This window comes from Metabacillus rhizosphaerae (assembly GCF_037201795.1).
Classification (GTDB): domain Bacteria; phylum Bacillota; class Bacilli; order Bacillales; family Bacillaceae; genus Metabacillus; species Metabacillus rhizosphaerae.
The window spans coordinates 4,204,053-4,219,264 of the sequence record NZ_CP147403.1; the positions used below are offsets into that span (position 1 = coordinate 4,204,053).

Genomic DNA, 15,212 nt, shown 5'->3' on the forward strand with positions numbered 1-15,212 from the left:
GAAGAAAATGAAAATCATCTACCTTGTCACATATATTATTGGATCGAAACCGTCCATATTTTTTTTAAATCATAAGTTGTTGAATCATTGTGAACAACCTCCACCATCATTTCATGTACACCTCTGTCTAATCCCTTTACAATAAAGGCTGCAGTATTCATGTCATCAATCTTTTTCCCATCTACAGATACTTCAATATGACCTTCTCCACTTACTTTATTACCGCCCTTTTCTTTAAAAGAAAAATTAGGAATATAACATTCTACATATACATCTTTATTTCGTACATAATGTTTTATATTCAAGGAAGCCAGTTGACTTTGACTTACAACCTCAACTACATCATTAGAAACATTCGTCACATGGAGAGGGACTAATATTACATTTCCCTCAGGACGTGGCTTGTCCTCTACACAACCTGTCATTCCAATTAATATGAATACAAGAGCTAATAACCGTTTCATTTTATCGCCTCCTTTTTTGTATTGTTTACAAATAAGGATAAAATCATGAATATTTCTTTTGTTTTGGCTCTCTTCTAAAAGATTGTTGTTTTTGAACAAAACTGATTAGGTTGATTGGAACGGATATGCGAGACTCCTGTGGGAGTAGCGGGACAGATGAGACCCCGCAGGCGCTTCGCGATGATAAGGCTCATCGCCCGCCCCACGGAAAGCGAGCATCCTCTCGCTGCAATCAACCAACCCAATACTATTTTAAAAGCAACAAAGTTTGCGAAAACAGCCTTTGTTTTTAACTTTAATTGACTAAAACAGTTTTCGTTTTAAAAGCAACAATCTCTTAGATAAGAGCCATAAGAAAAAACGACTTAAAAAAGCCGTTTAATCCTGTTGTCTCATTGTTTGAAACATCGCAATCATCATTTGTGCCATTTGAACTGAATTAGAAAATTGCTGTACTTTATGAGGAATTGTTTTTTGATAATAGTTCATCATTTCTATTTCTAATGACTCTAGGTCATTAGGATTTCTAGACAGTTTACGAAACCAATGTGGCTGTTCTCGGATAAATGTCTGTCGTTCTTTATTAGCGCGAATATGTTCCTGAATTTCTTTTCTCATCCAAACCCTCCTACATGTGCCTCGGTTTTATTTCCTGACACACATTAATTAGGCGTGCCTATTAATCCTTTCTAAATGAGAAGGGTTGTTGATTACTACCTGATGATTTTTGCCCTGAACTTTTTGATAGTCCAAATTGATCAAACAATCCTTGAATCGTTGATATCGTACTACTCATATTTGAAATATGATGGTTAACTGTGTTCATATCCATATTTTTTACCGCTGAAAACATTTGAGACATAAAATCAGCTTTTTTTTCTTCTGATTGCTCCTCACTATTTTCATCTTTATATTGTTTCCATACAACATCTTTCTCACCAAGTAGATACCAATCCTCAAATACTTCCTGCCATTCCTTGTTTCCCTTTCTTACCTCTTGTACAAGCTTTGGATGTTCTTTCACAAATTCTTTAAATTGTTGAACAGATGGATGTTGTTTTTTTGATGCCATTATCTTCACCTCATTGATACATTTGCCTATAATATGTTATTGAAAAACAGCAATAATGTTCGCCCATTTTAGAAAGGCAGATTTCGGAGTTTTCTCATGAAATACTTAAAGCAGGTTTAAAACAAACAAATAGAAAAGAGTCTTTAGAAACAATTGCTACAACAAAGAAAATTTTGGTAAACTATCACTAGCAAAAGGAGAGGGTTAGCCATATGACAAAGGACGAGTTAATACAATTAACAAACGAGGTATTACAAAATGCAGATAACGAGGATCTATTTGTACTAGAACTTTTACTTAGTGGATTAAAAAGGAAGCAATATCATGAAAAGGGCTCTTATATCGGTGCGTTACTTCATGCAGAAGGCGAGTTTAAAGACAATCAATTTACAATAAGGATTCCAAATACACCTATTATTCAAAACTCATTAAACATTGTCCATGGTGGTATTACAGCAACGTTACTTGACTCAGCAATGGGTGGACTTGTTCATCATTTACTACCTCCTGACAAAACTGCTGTAACAACAGAAATTAAAATAAATTATGTAGCACCAGGTGTTGGAAAAGAATTAATATGTAGGACTAACACAATTCATAAGGGAAATAAAACAGTTGTAACTGAAGGAAAGGTTTTCCGAGACGACGGAACCCTTATCGCACATAGTACGGCAAGCTTTTTTATTATCAATAGAAGTTAATTGGGGATATTAAAACAAGAAAATTTTTTATAAAGAAACAGAGTAATGTTTGTAAAAAAAAGACGAAATTCGGTAAATTCTATCTGAACGATAAAAGAAAAAGGGTATTGTCTGCTTTCTTTGTTTAGAATATGCAAAAACGACATGCCTATCTTAAGCTAAAGTGAGACTTAATTCAGTGGGGTTCTCCATTGAATGGTTGCGTAACTTTTCACTCTTAAAACGCCAGATTCTGTGAACTTCGACTGACTTTGATAACCTGTCCATCGACGTAGATTTTTAAGAGTAGTTTCCCCCTCACCCCAACTTTCTCCTTAAAAACTTAATTGTGCTTCGATTTACTGCTCGTTAAGTATTGGGGTAATTGGTTTCCTAAACACAAAAAGGATGGCTACATTGTTGTAACCACCCTTTTCTTCACTCCACTTGTTCCCATTTTTTTATAAAGTTTTGCGTATAATATAGCCCGTCAACACCAACACCTAAGTGCGTAAATTCCTCATTTAGCAATGCTTCACGGTGACCTTTACTATTCAACCAGCCTTCTGAAGCTGCAATCCCGTCCACATATTGTGCAGCAATATTTTCTCCTGCCATTTCATATTTCACATTAAATTCAGCAAGGCGATCAACCAAGGTTCCTTCAGTTGGAGATTCATGGGAAAAATAATTATTTAACTTCATATCCTCACTGTGTAAAAAAGCAACTTGTGATGTTACATCGTCCCATTTAACCAATGGAATCCCATGTCTTGTACGAATCACATTTGTAATCGATAATATTTGTTGCTCTGAGCCACTCTCAATTCTCTCCCATTTTTCTTCACTGTTTTCTTTAGCTTCAATTAATTCACCACGATATGTTACTTCATATGAGCGCTGTTTAATAAACGTTTCTGGATCCAAAACCCGTATACTTGATAATATCCCATCAAACTTATCAATATATAATTGCACAAAGACATCTCCGAGTTTAACTGTAGGTCTCGTATTCATATCTTCTTCTGAAAACTCAAAACGATAAGAGTTTCCTACATATTCTAGTGACAAACTTGGCGAAACTGGCGCGATTTTAAATACCTCTTGAACAGGTTGTCCAATTTTAAAAGGCTTGGCATTTACCTCACTACCGATTCCATACACAGTAACAACCTTTTGATCTAAGATTCCTATTTGCATATACTTGTCATTTGCTTGTTCATAAATCCACCAATCATAATCATATGCTGAAGGATCGATTCGATCTGGCTCACCAAATAAAGCTGTTATTTCCTCAGATGATTTATTCATTAAGGACAAGATCCCGTCAGCTGGAAGGTTAGCATTTCCATCTTTTGTGACAGCTTCTTTTTCCTTTGATAATTCTTCATTTGAAATTTGGACATTTTCTTCCTCGTGCTGTTCGCTGGGAGTGTATTGTCCGAAATAGATAAATAACGTATAACTTATAAATATAATAAAAAATATGACAACCGTTCGAATGATAATCCGCAGTTTAAGCCCCTCCTAACTACTCTTCTTTCTATCATTATATGAAAACTTCTTATTGATATACTTTTTATTTGACATGTAAAGTAGTATTACTAATATTCCCGATAAAAAGTCTGTTAAACAAAGTATAGTATATGATTCCGTAATTTCCTAACATATTGAACAAAATAGTTCCAAATTAACAAAACTTTTCTAAAAACGAAATTAATTTCTAACGAAAAGGCTGTTTTCGCAAACTTTGTGGGTATTTACCAAGTAATACGGTGTGGTTATTGCAGCGAGAGAAGCTCGTTTTCCGCAGGGAAGGCGGTGAGCCTCCTTAGCGTAAAAGTCTGCAGGAGTCTCACAATCAGTTCCAATCAACCTGAATTAGTTTTTGTTTTAAAAGCAAAAATCTTTTAGAAAAAAGCCAACTAAAAAAATAGACACCCAAAAGAAGGTGCCTATTTCAACTTCAATTACTTTCATATGATTCTGATATATCTGATAAGGCATCTCCAGCTTCTTCACCTGTTGTATAGTTTTTTGAAAGGTCACCTAATGAAACGATTCCAACCAGCTTTCCATTATCCACGACAGGTAATCGTCTAACTTGATGCTTGGCCATCTTATGTGCAGCCTCATCTAAAGATGCATTTGATTCAATTGAGTAAATATGATCACTCATAACATTTGTCACTTGATTAGATCCTGGATGTTTCTCTGCAATGCCTCTAACAACTAAATCTCGATCTGTAATCATGCCGATTAACTTTTGATCTTCTACAATCGGAATTGCTCCTACATTTAAATCCTTCATTTTCACAGCTACTTCATATACATTATCTAATGGTGTACAATACTCAATATTTGACGTCATAATATCTTTCACGGTTTGCATCGATTTTCCTCCTTACTATTACCTTCCTATAAACATCTGAGTCCAATAATGTCCATATGACCCACCTTGTACATACCCAACACCTATTTCAGTTACGTCACGTTTTAAAATATTTGCCCGATGACCAGGACTATCCATCCATGCTCTAACTACTTCATCAGGAGTACGTTGCCCAGCAGCGATATTTTCAGCTGCTGTTCTGTAAGAAATTCCGAAGTTTTTCATCATGGTAAAAGGAGATCCATATGTAGGTGAATCATGACTAAAGTAATTTCGGTCTCTCATATCCGTTGATTTATAGCGAGCAACTCTTGATAATTCCCAATTGTTTTTTAACGCTGGCAATCCAGCTTTTTGTCTTTCAACATTTGTTAGCGAGATAACTTGTTCTTCTATTGATTTTGTTCCACTTATTTGTGGGATGTAAACCTTCTGACCTGGATAAATTAAATTGGGATTTTTAAACTGTTGGTTCGCACCGATTATCTCAGATAATCCAACTTGGTAACGTTGTGCAATAATCCATAACGTATCACCACTTTTTACTGTATGAGTAGTAGTTTGTCCAAATGCATGTTGAGGAAACGTGAATAGCCCAATTAATAAAAATAAAAGCACAAAACGCTGTATGTACTTTTTCATATAACCTCCTCCTTTCACAGATAGTTTTACCAGAAAAAGAATTTTAACTCTAAAATAACTTTGCTAACTTAATATAATAAATAAGACTGCATATTTATTTGAGGTAGGGGTTTCTTGCTGGCTATTAAGAATGAAATATCTATTGTAATACTCTTTTTTATTTTGTCTGTCTTAATCTACAACTAAGCGTTGCAAGTTAAGGGCATTCATACTATTATTAAAAATGGAGATATTATCTTTTTAAGAGAATTAAGCTATAATATAAATGGTGAAAAGGCTTTAGGAGGGACATACATATGAGAATAGAAGGCACAGGTTTAGAAGGAGTAACAATTGATTTATCTCGTTTAAATGAAATAATGGATGAGAACGGGCTTGTATTGGCAGGTCAATGGGATTATGAACGAGTTACTTACGACCGCAAAATCGAAGCTAAAGGCGAGGTTTACTATCTTCGTGTTCAAGGCTACTCTGTAGAAGGTGATATTGGTGGTCGGCATGCAGTGGTTAAATTAATCACCCCACTTTTAGGTAAACATTATTACCCACACGGTGTTGAATATGGTGAAGGCGAAGACTTTCCAGCTGGTGTTTTAAACACTAGTAAAAGTCTATTAAAACAAGTATCCGAGGAAATTCAAAAGGTACAATAACAAAGCAAAGGACTTAATTCCTTTGCTTTTTGTTTCCATATTTTCGGTTCATTACACCATTCTATCTTTCAGCTTGTGATGCTATAAAAGCAAAAAACTCTATAAATGAGGCTTTGATTTTTACCATTATTGGTTAATTTTAATCGATATTTTGGATTAGAAAAAATCAAACAGTAAAGATGATCCTAAAGGAGGTATGATGTCTATTAATAATTTTAGTTGTTGTTCTTCTCCTTGTATCGTTCCTAGCTTATAAAGCTGAATCGGGTCTTGATGACCAAGTAACACTGCTGTCAAAATTCCAATATCCATTCTTAAACCTTTCCTTGGTGAATTATTGCATATACCTTTCTCTTTTTGAAAAACCTTAATTGCCTCACCTTCGAGAAAGAAAGATCCATTGTTCCAGTTACAGACTGGATCTGACACATGAAGAATTAGTGGCTTTTCCCCTTGAATAAAAAACGGATACTTCTCTAAAAACCTTTGTACATTAACAATTCTCCCCATAAAATATGGATGAATATCGGTTTGAACTCTTGGATTTGGTAGAATCAAAGTCAAAGGGTCTCCCTCATATGATTTCCATTTAACTGTTGATACCATTGAATCATGCTGACATATAAAATTCCAGAAATCCTTTTTCATAGATTCATTTAAAACAATCACTTCATGAACAATTAATTCACGATTCTCTAATGAATAAATCATGTAACCATCTGCTTCATTTTCTTCATTAACATGAAAAACAACATGTTCTCCCTTGTTTAAAACGACATCTGTCCACCAGCTTTTATCTCTTATTAACATGCTATTATTGTTTTCTGTAAACGAACGATACAGGCTCATTAAAGAAGGAAGAGCCTCTTCTTTTGACTTTCTAACAATATTCCCACTTTGACTATGTAAAAACATCAAATCTTCTTTTTGGATCGTATATGTTTTATCAGTACAAATTAGTTCCCAACCAAATTTTCTATAAAAAGGAACATAAAACGGATGCAAATACGAGATATCAAATTCCTTCATATTCATCCAGTGGAGTCCCTCTTCTATTAACTGTGCAACCTTTCGAGTTCTTCTTACTTCAGGCCATGTCGCAACCGAAGCAACTCCTCCCATTTTAAATACTCTATTTTTAATATTAACTTCTAGAGAATAAATATGAAGTTTTGCTTTTAGGTCATCTTTTTCAAAGTCACCTATTATGTACTGCTTATCCAGTTTTTTTATTGTACTCTCTAGTTCTTGCTCAGATATAGTATATTGAAACGCAAATTCAGATAGTTTTAAAACGTTTTCGTAGTCTTCATTAGTAATAACTCGTATCAATGAACTTCACTCCTAATTGGTGGAGAGGGGGAATATGCCCACAATCCACCTGTGTCTCTGCTCATACATTTTCATTGAATAACAGTTGTTTATTCCAAATCCTTTTTTTGAATTTCCCATTTTAAAAAACGACCATCTTTTTTCGTGCAGACCATTCCTAATTTATCAAAAAGTCTAATTGAGAGATCTTGTTGTACATCACACTCCATTACAACCTTTTTAACTGATTTTTGATACGTTAACCAATCAATGAAAGCATCTACAGCTTCATAGGCAATGGTTTCATCTACAGACTTATCCTCCACATGATAACACAATTCTACCTCTCCTTCCTTAGAAGGCTTACCTAGCAATAAAATATCACCAATTATTTTCTTCTCTTCGTACAAAATAATTAACCAAAGTCCACAATCATTTGCCTTTTCCTTTGTTTCTAAGCATTCTATATAGTAAGGAAGAAAGCCCTTTACAAAAGAAGAAGGCCAACCAAATGGGAATTCAATTGGAGAACGTTTATCTAGCTCCTTTCGATGAAACACTAATGATTTGGCAATATCAAGTGAACAAGGTATGATCATTAGCCGATTCGTTAAAATTTCAATCAAAACATTCTCTCCCCTCTTTTTGATTTTTGGTCATCATCAATAAGAGATACGATTGAACCTATACACAAACTTTTGTTTACTTAATTTATATCCTATACAAAAAAAAAGGTGGTTTAGAACAGTTTATTCTAAACCACCTTGAAAATATGTTTAAAACCCTAAGATTGCTTTAATGACTGAAGTTGTTTCCCCACCACTATAAAAAACATACAGTAATAAATAAACAGCAACACCTGTAATACCAGTAAAAAACCAAACAACACTTGTAATCGGACCTAACTTACGATGTGCCTTCAAGTTTTTCTTATACCCAGTTACCAACGAAATGATACCAAATACCGCACCCACAGTTGCTAAGGTTATATGAAAAATTAGAAAAACTGTATAATATATTTCAATATCAGCAGGGCCTCCGAAAGCAGTGTTTCCAATAAAAATCGTTCTAGAAGCATAGATTATGAAAAAGATTAAAGCAAAAATTGCCGCAACTGTCATGGCCTTCATATGTGCTTCAATTTTCCGTTGCTTAATTAAGTACCAACCAATTGCTACAGTTATTGCACTTAACACAATAAACGTTGTACTAATGGTTGGTAATATAGGTAATGTTGTATTCATTTTTAGTCCATTCCTTCAATAAAAAAGTTTATGTAGCGTTTTTATTCATTAAAATGAGGGTGATAAAAACTGGCTGACCATTGTTTTGACTCACCCTCAAAATTTTATTTAACTGGTTCAGGCGAAAAGTTTTTTTTCAAATCAAGCTCATCTTTTTGACGTTCCTTACGAGCCCATTGGAAAAAGATATAAGCAAGGATTGACCCGTAAACGATTTCTTGAATAATCTTCATGAGTACTCCACCAAGCTGTTGATCCTCGACTGTTGGTAATGTATTAAACATTTCAGGACCTGTTAAATTAAGACCGGCAAGCATATCAGCTGGAACACATAATTGTAGTGCATTTAACCATGCTTGTGGTTCAGAGTATGTTGCATACATAGGATCAGTTGCAAAAATAATCAAAGCACATGCAGGTGTCAATAAAATTCCATTAGCAAAAATATACCCTACTTTTTTTATTCCTGTAAGCGATTTCCAATCTGGGAGTGTGCTTAGTAAAGGTAACCACATAAACATCGCTGTAATAAAGATAAAAGTCGTCATTGCTGCATGGTATAAAGGATCAGTTTTTACAAAGTCAAATACCATTGGGATATGGTAAATCGAAAATATACTATTAAAAAGTATCAATGCAATAATTGGCTTAGTAAATACTTTGATTAAAGGCTTAATAAAAGGTCGATAAATAATTGCCTTCCATAACCAATCTGGAATACCTAGGATAAGTAAAGGTGGTACAACCAAATATAAAATAGCCATTTGAGTCATGTGTGCACTAAACATAATATGGCCCAACAAGTCAACTGGACTTCCTTTACTTACATATAAAGCAATAATACCTGTTACAAACAAAATTTGTTGTTTTGTCGTTACTGGAGTATGATCTTTAAATTTTGAACGCCATGGTCCAATTATCATAAAGTATAATACCATTATTAAAATCATTACAACCAAATAATATGGACTCCATAATGCACGAAATCCAAAAATTTCAAAGCTCATACAAATCAGCTCCTTTAGCTAGTCCTTCACGACTATTATACACATCCAATTATCACGTATCAATGAACGTTCTATGACAAATAAGAAAGCACAAGTGTCTTTATCAGACGCGACGACAGGCATAAGTTGCTCAGGAATAGAAGACGTTAAGACGTTCTTTATCTTCAATTCCTGAATGGCTTATTACTCCGAGGGTCTAGGCGCTGGAGCTAGACACCAAAACTAATAAGATAAGCTATATATTCTGATACTTGAACAAAAGCTTAGAGCCAAGAATTCAAAAAAGAGCAATCAGCATATAGCTAATTGCTCCTTTTCATTAATATTACCACCAAATTATTGTAACAAATGTTAATACTGTTAATGCAGCTACACCAACACCTGAGTATAAAAATAACGCTGCCGTTTCATGTCCTTTATGACTCATATGCATGAAGTAATAAAGCTGAAAAATAACCTGTATCACTGCTAAAAGGATAATAAATGGAACTTTAAACCATTCACCAACTCCTTCATAACCAACAGCGATAAATGCAACAATTGTAAAGAAAATCATCATTGCAAACGTTACTACCTGATGCTTCATTTCCTCTTTATTTTTCTTACGACGATAGGCTAAGTCTACTCTTGGGTTTGCTGAATTTTGATTATTTGCCATCAATTTATCCCACCATTCCCATTAAGTATACAACTGTAAAGATAAACACCCAAACTACGTCAATGAAATGCCAGTACAAACTAGCTACATAATATTTAGGAGCATTGTACAAGCTTAATCCACGTTTTGCATTACGAACAATTAATGTTGTAATCCATAATAGACCGAACGCAACGTGTAATCCATGTGTTCCAACTAATGTATAGAACGCTGAGCCAAGAGCACTACTAGTAATTGTAAACTCATAATGATGAATATAGTGATTAAACTCATAAATCTCCAATATGAGGAAAGCTAATCCAAGAAGAACTGTGATCACTAACCACAACTGCATTTTGCCAAAGTTAAAATTCTTCATATGATACATAGCGTAAACACTTGTTAAACTTGATGTTAAAAGTAACATAGTAGCAACGAATGTCAGTGGTATTTCAAATAGTTCTTGAGTAGTTGCTCCTCCAGCTGTTGACTCTCTTAATGCTAAGAAAGTGGCAAAGAGACTAGCGAATAAAACAGTCTCTCCACCTAAAAACAACCAAAAGCCAGTAAATTTATTTTTACCTTCGAGGGTAGCTTTTTCAGGCGACGCAGGAAAATTTTCTGCTGTTAATTTCTCTTCAACATGTGCCATTATGCTTTCCCTCCTTTATCTTCATTAAGTAGATCCTCTTTATGAATATGATACCCATGATCATCGATAACAGAACGGAAGAACATTGCAGCAAATGTAATAATGAACCCTACAATAATAGCAGGTAACGCCCAGCCATAGTCTTCGCGATATAGTAATCCGAATGATACGATGAATAATCCAAATGACATGATAAACGGTAAAATTGAACCGTTCGGCATATGAATGTCACCCAGAGGTTCTGCTGGTGTCATTTCTTTATTGCCTTCCATTTTTTCAACCCATAGTGCATCTAAACCACGAATAAGTGGCGTTTGTTTAAAGTTATACTCTGGAGGTGGTGATGAAATCGCCCACTCAAGTGTACGACCTTCTCCCCATGGATCTCTACCAACTTTTTTCCCTTTTACAGATGTATAAACAATATTAATCAGTAAAACAATTGTACCTGCAGCCATTAAGAATGCACCGATTGTACTAACAAAGTTACCTGTTTCTAAACCTTGACCAGGTAAAAATGTGAAAATACGACGAGGCATACCCATTAGACCTAGGAAATGTTGGATAAAGAATGTTAAATGGAAGCCAGTGAAGAATAGAGCAAAAATGATCATATTCAGCTTTTCGTTTAACATTTTTCCAAACATTGTTGGCCACCAATAAGTAGCACCGGCAAATAATGAGAATACAACCCCACCTACGATTACATAGTGGAAGTGAGCAACTACGAAATAGCTATCATGATATTGATAGTCAGCTGCTGCTGCCGCTAACATTACACCTGTTACTCCACCCATTACGAACGTAGGAATAAAAGCAACCGACCAAACCATTGGAGAAGTGAACTTTACAGAACCGCCCCAAATTGTAAATAGCCAGTTGAAAATTTTAATCCCAGTTGGCACAGCAATTGCCATAGTTGCAACTGCAAAAATGGCATTTGCAATCGGTCCTAAACCAGTTGTAAACATATGGTGAGCCCATACCATGAATCCTAAGAAACCAATTAATACAGTTGCGAATACCATCGAAGAGTATCCAAACAAACGTTTCTTAGAGAAAGTAGGTAAAATATCTGAGAAAATACCGAATGCAGGTAAAATCAAGATATATACTTCAGGGTGTCCAAAAATCCAGAATAAATGCTCAAAAATCACTGTGTTACCACCCAATGCTGGGTCAAAGAATGCTGTACCGAATAAACGGTCAAACATAAGTAACGCTAATCCTACAGTTAATGCAGGGAAAGCAAATAAAATAAGTGCTGATGCTACAAATGTAGTCCATGTAAATAATGGCATACGCATGTAAGTCATTCCAGGTGCACGCATGTTAATAATTGTTGCAAGGAAGTTAATCCCCGCTATAAGCGTACCTAAACCCGAAACCTGTAATCCTAGTAAATAAAAATCTACACCATGTCCAGGTGAGTTTAAGGCTAATGACGCATAAGAAGTCCAACCTGCATCAGGTGCTCCACCTAAAAACCAACTTAAATTTAGGAAGATTCCTCCAAAGAAGAATAACCAAAATCCTAATGAGTTTAAGAATGGAAATGCTACGTCACGAGCACCAATTTGTAATGGTACAACCGCATTCATTAATGCGAATATTAAAGGCATTGCAGCTAGGAATATCATCGTAGTTCCGTGCATTGTTAATACTTCATTATAAAGACCAGCACTAACAAAATCATTATTCGGAACTGCCAGCTGAATGCGGATCAGCATTGCTTCTAATCCACCAACAAGGAAGAAGAAGCCACCGGATATCAGGTAAAGGATGGCGATTTTTTTATGGTCCACTGTTGTTAAGTAGTCCCATATAACCGCACCGACCCCTTTTTTCTGAGTTAACGTGCTCACAGTGTTACCTCCCTTTTCATTTTGCTCAATAGTTAATTGCTAGAGACTTTTAGCCCCATTAAGTATTCTGTAAGAGCATCTAGCTCTTCATCAGCTAATTCTGGATAAGTACCAGTCATCTTGTTACCAGGCTTAAAGCTTTCAGGATCTTCTAACCATGCACGAACATTTTCCTCATTATGTTCAAGAATTCCTGCAACGCGTGCACGTTCTCCAAATGTAGCTAAGTTAGGAGCAGTCCTTGCAGCTGCTGGTCGCTCATCAGTAGGTGATACTGCGTGGCATGAGATACATCCCTTTTCTTCGAATAATTGTTCGCCTTGCTTTGCTAAATCAGTTGAAGCAACAGCATTTGAGTCTTTCATGTCAGAGATCCATTGGTCAAAATCGTCTCTTGAAATCGGTTTAACTTTAAAGTCCATTAAACCATGTGAAGGACCACAAAGCTCAGCACATTTACCATAGAAATATTCTCCTGCTTCAGCTTGATCCATTCTTTCTGAATCAAATTTCAACCACATTTGGTTTACGTTTTCAGTGTTAGTATCCATCTTACCGCCTATAGAAGGAATCCAGAATGAATGCTTAACATCAGATGATATCAAGTTAAAGTAAACTTTCTCATCAGTTGGAACAACTAAGTCTTGGCTAGTTACAACACCATAGTCTGGATATTCAAATTCCCACCAGTATAGATTTGCACGTACATTTACTACGATTGCGTCTTCTGGCTTACGGTTCTCATCCTCAATTGCATCCACTTCTGCAAGTTTAAATGTTGCAGTTACAACCGGAATTGTTAAGACAAGAAGTAAAAGAATAGGAATAACAGTCCAAATGATTTCTAGCTTATGATTCCCCTCAACTTGAACAGGAATGTTGTTTTCTTCACCTTTACGTCTACGGAATTTAACGACAACATAAATGAAGATTACAGTTACGACTGCAATGACCACAACCATGATAAGAGTACTTAACACCATAAGGTCGTACTGCATATCCGCTACCTCACCAGCAGGTTTAAGCGTGGAAAGAAACGGTTCACCACAGCCGGCTAAGACAAGCGTCATAACTGCGAATAATGAAAATAGACGCCATTTTGTCAGCCATTTTCTCATAGCTAAATCAAACCCCTCTTTCAGTAATTTAAAAGTCCTATCAGTATCTCATTTAAGGAACTCTTTTTATAAATAAATTCTTTTTAAGAAAGAATTTCAGCATTATACAATGGTGAAAAGCACCATTGAAACAAACAAGATTGTTAAATAGTTGATAGAGTAAACGAACATCTTTGTAGCCCATTTCATCTCTAAATCTTTATTGTTAAACCCTTTAAACCCAATGACAATCCATCCAACATTTAAGGCTGATGCTAAAATCAGAAAGCCTGTACCTAATTCATAAAGATAGAATGGTAATGGAAGTAAGCATGCAATCCATACCATTATTTGACGTTTTGTTATGTCAAACCCATGTACAACTGGAAGCATAGGAATGTTTGCTGCACGATATTCCTCTGTTCTACGCATTGCTAGAGCTAAAAAATGTGGTGGTTGCCAGATAAACATTATTAAAAATAGTACCCATGCCATCACGCTTAAATTGGCATCAACAGCTGCCCATCCAATTAAGGGTGGTACAGCACCAGAGACACTACCTATTACAGTATTAATTGTATACAGGCGTTTTGACCACATCGTATAAAGAAAGATATATGTAACAACTCCAACTAAAGAAATAATTGTTGCTGTTAATGTTGTCATTAACATAAATACAAACCCTACAGTTAGGAGAAAAATCCCAATCCACAATGCCTGAAGTGGATTCATTTTACCAGTTACAGTTGGTCTTTCCTTGGTACGTTCCATCAAGTGATCGATGTCACGATCATAATAGTTATTGATTGCACATGAACCTGCAATAACTAAGGAAGACCCAATTAACGTATATAAGACAAGATCGATATTAGCTAGAAACCCTTTATCACTAAAATAAAGCGCTAGCCATATACCAGTAAATGTTGTTATTGCATTTGAATTAACAATTCCTACTTTTATTAAAGAAAGAAAATCTTTCCAAAGCGTTGTTTCGTGTATATCGTTTGAATGATGCTTTATTGCGGCTTCATCCAAAACTTTTGTATTTGCCAATTATAGTACCTCCTAACTTTCATATCATTCTGCTAAAACTCTATTATCATGTATTTCCTATTTATTTGGCAAGGAGATGAAGGCGGTTCCAACATGCTAATTTTCTATATACTATGATACTAAAAAAACGACAAATTAAAAACGGTCTACTTGATATTAAATCATAATTCCACACGAAATTGTGAACAATTCATGAAGTAATTTTGTCGAAATTGTGAAAGGGTAACATCAAGATTGATTTCCTTAAATCCAAGCCTTCCTATTTTATCATAAATTTAGAAGTAATTCTTAAGAAATAAAAATCAATATGGAACAAAACTTCTTGTATTTCAATTAATGACAATACTTGTAATATATCCCCTTTTTATTTCTAGCAAACTCCAACTGAATATTCAACCCTTTTTAACAAATCATTTTTTATTAAATTTACAATCTCTGTTCAT

General features: G+C 35.0%; 17 protein-coding genes. 2 read left to right on the forward strand and 15 right to left on the reverse strand.

Features of this window, described 5'->3' with window-relative positions:
- Positions 1-35: 35 nt before the first annotated feature.
- The 3 genes from WCV66_RS20440 to ylbD all read right to left on the reverse strand — a co-directional run bounded on the left by WCV66_RS20440 (position 36) and on the right by ylbD (position 1,536).
- Positions 36-464, reverse strand: a complete 429-nt coding sequence (locus WCV66_RS20440; protein ID WP_083964569.1) for a hypothetical protein — start codon at positions 462-464, stop codon at positions 36-38.
- A gap of 378 nt (positions 465-842) precedes the next feature.
- On the reverse strand, positions 843-1,082 hold the full coding sequence (locus WCV66_RS20445) for a YlbE-like family protein (protein ID WP_066330477.1): 240 nt from the start codon (positions 1,080-1,082) through the stop codon (positions 843-845).
- A gap of 61 nt (positions 1,083-1,143) precedes the next feature.
- Complete coding sequence (gene ylbD, locus WCV66_RS20450) at positions 1,144-1,536, reverse strand: YlbD family protein (protein ID WP_338786676.1); 393 nt, start codon at positions 1,534-1,536, stop codon at positions 1,144-1,146.
- A 212-nt stretch (positions 1,537-1,748) separates the two neighbouring features.
- Between ylbD and WCV66_RS20455 the strand changes: the two genes are divergently transcribed.
- Entirely contained in the window at positions 1,749-2,237 is a 489-nt protein-coding gene (locus WCV66_RS20455) for a hotdog fold thioesterase (RefSeq protein ID WP_338786677.1), read from the forward strand.
- A 417-nt stretch (positions 2,238-2,654) separates the two neighbouring features.
- On the opposite strand, the gene WCV66_RS20460 is transcribed toward WCV66_RS20455, so the two are convergent.
- The 3 genes from WCV66_RS20460 to safA form a co-directional block, all read right to left on the reverse strand.
- Positions 2,655-3,731, reverse strand: coding sequence for a CAP domain-containing protein (locus WCV66_RS20460; RefSeq protein WP_338789505.1), 1,077 nt, complete (start codon positions 3,729-3,731; stop codon positions 2,655-2,657).
- A gap of 451 nt (positions 3,732-4,182) precedes the next feature.
- Positions 4,183-4,608 (reverse strand): CBS domain-containing protein, encoded by a 426-nt coding sequence (locus tag WCV66_RS20465; protein WP_338786678.1) that lies wholly within the window; start codon positions 4,606-4,608, stop codon positions 4,183-4,185.
- Positions 4,609-4,626: 18 nt separating this feature from the next.
- The gene (gene safA, locus WCV66_RS20470) at positions 4,627-5,250 is read right to left on the reverse strand and encodes a SafA/ExsA family spore coat assembly protein (RefSeq protein WP_338786679.1); all 624 of its coding nucleotides are present in this window, start codon (positions 5,248-5,250) and stop codon (positions 4,627-4,629) included.
- Between the two features lie 296 nt (positions 5,251-5,546).
- On the opposite strand from safA, the gene WCV66_RS20475 reads away from it, so the two are divergent.
- Positions 5,547-5,903: a YugN family protein gene (locus tag WCV66_RS20475; protein WP_066330491.1), complete on the forward strand. Its 357-nt coding sequence runs from the start codon at positions 5,547-5,549 to the stop codon at positions 5,901-5,903.
- Positions 5,904-6,059: 156 nt separating this feature from the next.
- Here the strand turns inward: WCV66_RS20475 and eis are convergent, their stop codons facing one another.
- From eis to cyoE, 9 genes are all read right to left on the reverse strand, one after another.
- Complete coding sequence (gene eis, locus WCV66_RS20480; RefSeq protein WP_338786680.1) at positions 6,060-7,235, reverse strand: enhanced intracellular survival protein Eis; 1,176 nt, start codon at positions 7,233-7,235, stop codon at positions 6,060-6,062.
- An 89-nt stretch (positions 7,236-7,324) separates the two neighbouring features.
- Positions 7,325-7,840, reverse strand: a complete 516-nt coding sequence (locus tag WCV66_RS20485; RefSeq protein ID WP_066330495.1) for a GNAT family N-acetyltransferase — start codon at positions 7,838-7,840, stop codon at positions 7,325-7,327.
- A gap of 150 nt (positions 7,841-7,990) precedes the next feature.
- On the reverse strand, positions 7,991-8,458 hold the full coding sequence (locus WCV66_RS20490) for a DUF420 domain-containing protein (protein WP_066330496.1): 468 nt from the start codon (positions 8,456-8,458) through the stop codon (positions 7,991-7,993).
- Positions 8,459-8,562: 104 nt separating this feature from the next.
- A complete protein-coding gene (gene ctaG / locus WCV66_RS20495; RefSeq protein ID WP_066330497.1) occupies positions 8,563-9,465 on the reverse strand; it encodes a cytochrome c oxidase assembly factor CtaG in 903 nt (300 codons plus the stop codon).
- 325 nt (positions 9,466-9,790) lie between these two features.
- Complete coding sequence (ctaF, locus tag WCV66_RS20500; protein ID WP_338786681.1) at positions 9,791-10,123, reverse strand: cytochrome c oxidase subunit IVB; 333 nt, start codon at positions 10,121-10,123, stop codon at positions 9,791-9,793.
- Between the two features lie 4 nt (positions 10,124-10,127).
- Positions 10,128-10,754 carry a cytochrome c oxidase subunit III gene (ctaE, locus tag WCV66_RS20505; protein ID WP_066330504.1) on the reverse strand — a complete coding sequence of 209 codons (627 nt, stop codon included), beginning with the start codon at positions 10,752-10,754 and terminating at the stop codon, positions 10,128-10,130.
- Positions 10,754-12,619, reverse strand: a complete 1,866-nt coding sequence (ctaD, locus tag WCV66_RS20510; RefSeq protein ID WP_338786682.1) for a cytochrome c oxidase subunit I — start codon at positions 12,617-12,619, stop codon at positions 10,754-10,756. Before ctaD ends, ctaE begins: the two co-directional genes overlap by 1 nt.
- A 32-nt stretch (positions 12,620-12,651) precedes the next feature.
- A complete protein-coding gene (coxB, locus tag WCV66_RS20515; protein WP_066330506.1) occupies positions 12,652-13,737 on the reverse strand; it encodes a cytochrome c oxidase subunit II in 1,086 nt (361 codons plus the stop codon).
- A gap of 102 nt (positions 13,738-13,839) precedes the next feature.
- Entirely contained in the window at positions 13,840-14,769 is a 930-nt protein-coding gene (gene cyoE, locus WCV66_RS20520; protein WP_066330508.1) for a heme o synthase, read from the reverse strand.
- Positions 14,770-15,212: the final 443 nt, after the last annotated feature.